General features: G+C 73.0%; 5 protein-coding genes. All 5 read right to left on the reverse strand.

The genetic code is table 11. The features are described from left to right. Window positions 1-712, reverse strand: a 712-nt coding sequence (locus H5J29_RS22280; RefSeq protein WP_181782990.1) for a carbohydrate ABC transporter permease, incomplete at its 3' end; no start/stop codon positions are given. A gap of 83 nt (window positions 713-795) precedes the next feature. Continuing rightward, window positions 796-2,172: an ABC transporter substrate-binding protein gene (locus H5J29_RS22285; RefSeq protein WP_181782991.1), complete on the reverse strand. Its 1,377-nt coding sequence runs from the start codon at window positions 2,170-2,172 to the stop codon at window positions 796-798. Between the two features lie 14 nt (window positions 2,173-2,186). Next, a complete protein-coding gene (locus H5J29_RS22290) occupies window positions 2,187-3,287 on the reverse strand; it encodes an ABC transporter ATP-binding protein (RefSeq protein ID WP_181782992.1) in 1,101 nt (366 codons plus the stop codon). Window positions 3,288-3,289: 2 nt separating this feature from the next. After that, a complete protein-coding gene (locus tag H5J29_RS22295; protein WP_181782993.1) occupies window positions 3,290-4,135 on the reverse strand; it encodes a metallophosphoesterase family protein in 846 nt (281 codons plus the stop codon). 10 nt (window positions 4,136-4,145) lie between these two features. Further along, window positions 4,146-4,431 (reverse strand): tyrosine-protein phosphatase (locus H5J29_RS22300; RefSeq protein ID WP_220187774.1); only part of this gene is annotated, 286 nt, incomplete at its 5' end.

Here is a 4,431-nt window from a genome sequence, read left to right on the forward strand (position 1 = left end):
TCGGGAACATCAGCTGGGCCGCCGACAGGATGGTCAGCGTGGCCATGAACAGCAGCGTCGGCGACAGCAGCGGCAGCGTGATCCGCCGGGTGATCTGCCCCTCCGTGGCGCCGTCCGTGCGAGCCGCCGCCGCGTAGTCGTCGGAGATGCCGGACACGCCCGCGGACACGACGAGCACGGCGAACCCGAGCAGCTGCCAGCCCACGACGACCACGATGGACCACATCGCCCACTGTGGATCACGCAGGAACGAGACGGGCGCGACGCCGAACGCACCGAGCACCTGGTTGACCAGGCCGCCGCCCGGGTCGAGCAGCCAGCGCCACACGATGGCGGTGACGACGGGGGCGATCAGGTAGGGCGCGAAGATCGCGGTCCGGTAGAAGGCCCGGGCGCGACCGTGCACACGTTGCGAGGCGAGCACCACCAGGACCGGGACCACGATGGTGAACGGCAGCAGCCCCAGCAGGTAGAGCAGCGTGTTGACGGTGGCCTGGCCCAGCTGCGGGAGGCTGAACGCCTCGGCGTAGTTCGACCAGCCGGCCGGGCGGGCCGGTGACGTGGGCACCAGGTTCCAGTCGTAGAACGACAGCTGGATGGTCTGGACGAGCGGCGAGTACACCCAGATCAGCAGGCCCGCGAGTGCGGGAACCAGGTACAGGTAGGGCGTCAGGCCGCTCGCCAGCCTGCGCGGCAGGGGCCGGCGGGCCACCGGCCGCGGGCCGCTCCGTGGTGCCGGTGGCGCCGGCTCCACGAAGCGCCCGGGGACCGGGGCGGACCGGTCGAGCAGGTCCGTCATCTCGGCATCAGCGCCTCGGCGCTGGTCTGCGCCGCGGTCAACGTCGCCTGCGGGTCCGCACCGCGGAACGCGATCTCCTCGGCGGCCTTGCTCAACAGCGTGCGGATCTGCTGGTAGTTCGGGCCGGGATAGGAGACCCAGGGCTCGAGCCGCTCGAGCTGCGCCACGTTGGGCCGCACGAAGTCCGGGTGCGCGTCGGCGAAGGACTTGAGGTAGGCGGGATCGTCGATCAGCGAGGCCCGCAGCGGCACGTACCCGATGTTCGAGGTGATCGTGGTCTCGCTCTGCGCGCTGGTCAGGAACTCGATCAGCTCCCACGCGGCGCGCTGCTTGGCGGGGTCGTCGGCCAGGACGAACAGCGCCGAACCGGAGTTGGTGGGCACCGCGGGCGTGCTGCCGAAGCCGGGCATCGGCGCCGCGGCCGCCTGCCACTTGCCCTCCGACGACTTCAGGATCGCGTTCTGCAGGGCCGCGGAGTTCAGCAGCATGCCGAGGTCGCCGCGCAGGAAGGCATCCTGGGCGTCGGCGCCGGAGAGGTTCGGCAGGGCGTTCGGTCCGGCCTGGGCGATCCGCTGGATCCCCGCGAAGGCCTCGACGGTCTTCGGGTCGCTCCAGCCCAGGGTCCTCCCGTCCTCCGACAGCAGCCGTCCGCCCGCGGAGCGGACGATCCCGGTGAGGCACCAGTCGCCGCCGGCCTGCGTATCGAGGCAGCCGAGGTAGGCGCCGCCCGCGGTGCCGGGCACCTTCGCGATCGCCGCGGCGGCGGTGGCCACCTCGTCCCAGGTCCTCGGCGGGTTCGCGGGGTCCAGCCCGGCCTCGCGGAACAGGTCGGCGTTGAAGAACAGCATCGGCGTGGAGAAGACGTACGGGATGCCGTAGGTGGTCCCGTCGATGTCACCGAGCACCGCGGCCGTGGGCACGTAGGGGTGCGGCCCGCCGGTCAGCAGCCGCTGCACCTCGTCGCGGCCGACGAGCTGGTCCAGCGGCTTCGCACCGAGGTCACTGGCGGTGTACCGGAGGTCGGCGAAGGTGAGCTGGGCGAGGTCCGGCGGCGTCCCCGCGACGACCTGGCGCTGCACGCTCTGGGCGATCTCGGCCTGCCCGCCCTGCGGCGGCACGGCCTCGACGTCGATGTTCGGGTGCTGCTTCTCGAACTCGGCGACCAGGTTCTTCGTGGTCTCGCCGAAGATCCCGGCGCTGGAGAGGTTGTAGGACTCCCAGCGGATCGTGACCTTCTGGTCCGGCGCGAGCTGGGGGATGACCGCGGTGGCCGCGTCGGAGCCCTGGGCGGTGGTCGTGGGGACGGTGGCGCAGCCGGCGAGGACGGTCGCGAGGGCGACCGCCAGCACGGGCACGGCGTGCTTGCGGAACATGGCGCGGGTCCTTTTCAGGGAACGAGGAGGGAGGCCGGTTCCGGCTCCCAGGAGAGGCGACGGCCGCTCTGCCGCGCGAAGAGGTGGACGTGCTCGGGGCGGACGGACAGCGTCGTGTGGTCGCCGGGGGCGATCCCGATCGGACGGGCGCCGCGGACGCTGACCCGCGCGCCGCCGATCTCGCACTCGGCGATCTCCTCGCTGCCGAGGTTCTCGACGATGTCGACCCGGCCCCGCAGCTCCCCGGCGGGAGCCGTGGCGAGGTGCTCCGGGCGGATCCCGACCAGCACCTCGCGGACCCCTGGGTCGCCCCGGTACGGCAGCGGGATCTCGAGGTCGGGGGCGCGCAGGACCAGGCCGTCGTCGGGTCCGGTGCCCAGCTCGGCGGGGATCAGGTTCATCGGCGGCGCGCCCATGAACCCGGCGACGAAGGCCGACGCGGGTTCGTCGTAGATCTCGACGGGCGTGCCGAACTGCTCGATCCGACCGTGGTTCAGCACCGCCACCTTGGTGGCCATGGTCATCGCGTCGATCTGGTCGTGGGTGACGTAGACGAACGTGGTGTCGAGCCTGCGGTGCAGCGAGATCAGCCGGGTGCGGGTGCTCGCGCGCAGCTTCGCGTCGAGGTTGGACAGGGGTTCGTCCATCAGGAAGGCACGCGGTTCGCGCACCATCGCGCGGCCCAGCGCGACCCGCTGCCGCTGGCCGCCGGAGAGCTCCTTCGGCCGCCGGCGCAGCAGCGGGCCCAGGTCGAGCAGCTCCGCCACCTCGTCGACGCGCCGGCGGAGCTCCTCCTTGCCGGTCCGCCGCACGCTCAGTCCGAAGCCGAGGTTCCGCTCGACCGTCAGGTGGGGGTAGAGGGCGTAGTTCTGGAAGACCATGGCCAGGTCGCGCTCGCGCGGCGGCAGCGTGGTGACGTCCTGCCCGTCCACCAGGATGCGGCCCTCGGTGGGGGACAGCAGCCCGGCGATCATCCGGAGCAGGGTGGTCTTGCCGCAGCCGCTGGGGCCGAGGAGGACGAGGAAGTCGTTGCGCTCGGTCCGCAGCGACACGTCGGCGACGGCGGTCGTGTCGCCGAACCGGCGCACGATCCCGTCGAGCTCGAGGGCGGCCACGGCTAGACCGCGGCCGCGGCGGTCAGGGTCTCGATCGCCTCGGCGACCCACGGCAGGTCGTCGGTGGTCAGCTGCGGCATCCCCGGAACCAGCCGGAACTCCGCGCGGACCTCGCCGTCGGCCACCGTGTACTCGACGTAGCCGAGCTCCTGGCGCCCCTCGGGCAGCTCGTCCCCGCCGGGGGCGAGGAAGGCGGTGGCCGGGGCCCACACCTCGATCGCGCGACCGCGCTGCACCTGGCGGTAGCGGTGCAGGTGCCCGCAGCCGACGGCCCGCAGCTCGATCCCCTCGAGCAGGCGGAGCAGCCGGTCCCGGGCGACCGGGCCGACGTCGACCTGGTGGTCGGCGGGCTCGTCGGACACCGCCCACAGGGGCTTGTGCAGGAAGAACAGGACCGGGCGGCCCTCGGGCAGGTCCGCCAGGGTCGCCTCGATCCAGCGCCACTGGTCGGCCTCGCGCTGCAGGCCCGAGCTCAGCAGCTCGCTGTCGATGCCGATCAGCACGGCGTCGTCGGTGTCGTGGCGCCAGTGGTCCGGGCCGAACGCCGCCTCGTGCGCGCCGACCCGCTCGTCGGTCACGGTGAGGCCCGCCCACGCGTCGACGCCGGGCATCCCGACGTCGTGGTTGCCCGGCACCACCAGCAGCGGCGCCGTGATCAGGTCGAGCAGCCCGCGGGCATGGGCCCGGTCCGCGGCGTCGTCCGGGTGGAGGACCTGGATGTCGCCACTGTGCACGACGAGATCGGGCCGCACGTCCTCGGCGAGGTGGCGGGCGAGGAGCCGGAAGGCCGCCTCGGTGGGGCCGCCCACCGCGGTCAGGTGGGTGTCGGAGATCTGCACGATCTTCATGGGGTGTCTCCTACTGGGTGAGGGTGGTGCGGAGGTGGTCGAGCGCCTCGGCGGGCACGCCGTGGCCGAGGAGGTAGGAGCGGGCGCCCCCGAACTCGGTCGTGAGCGTCCGCAAGGTGGCGGTCATCGACTCGGGACGGGCGCCGCGCATGGCCTCGTCGGCCGGGTCGGCGGCGCCGGACTCGGCGGGGAGGGCGGCGAAGAAGCCGGCGGTCAGGTAGTCCGCGGTCAGTGCGTAGTCGGCCGCGACGACGGCGTCGGGCACCCCGACGGTGGAGAGCACGAGCGCGATCACC

Origin of the sequence: Pseudonocardia pini (assembly GCF_013870575.1) — a bacterium.
GTDB lineage: Bacteria > Actinomycetota > Actinomycetes > Mycobacteriales > Pseudonocardiaceae > Pseudonocardia > Pseudonocardia pini.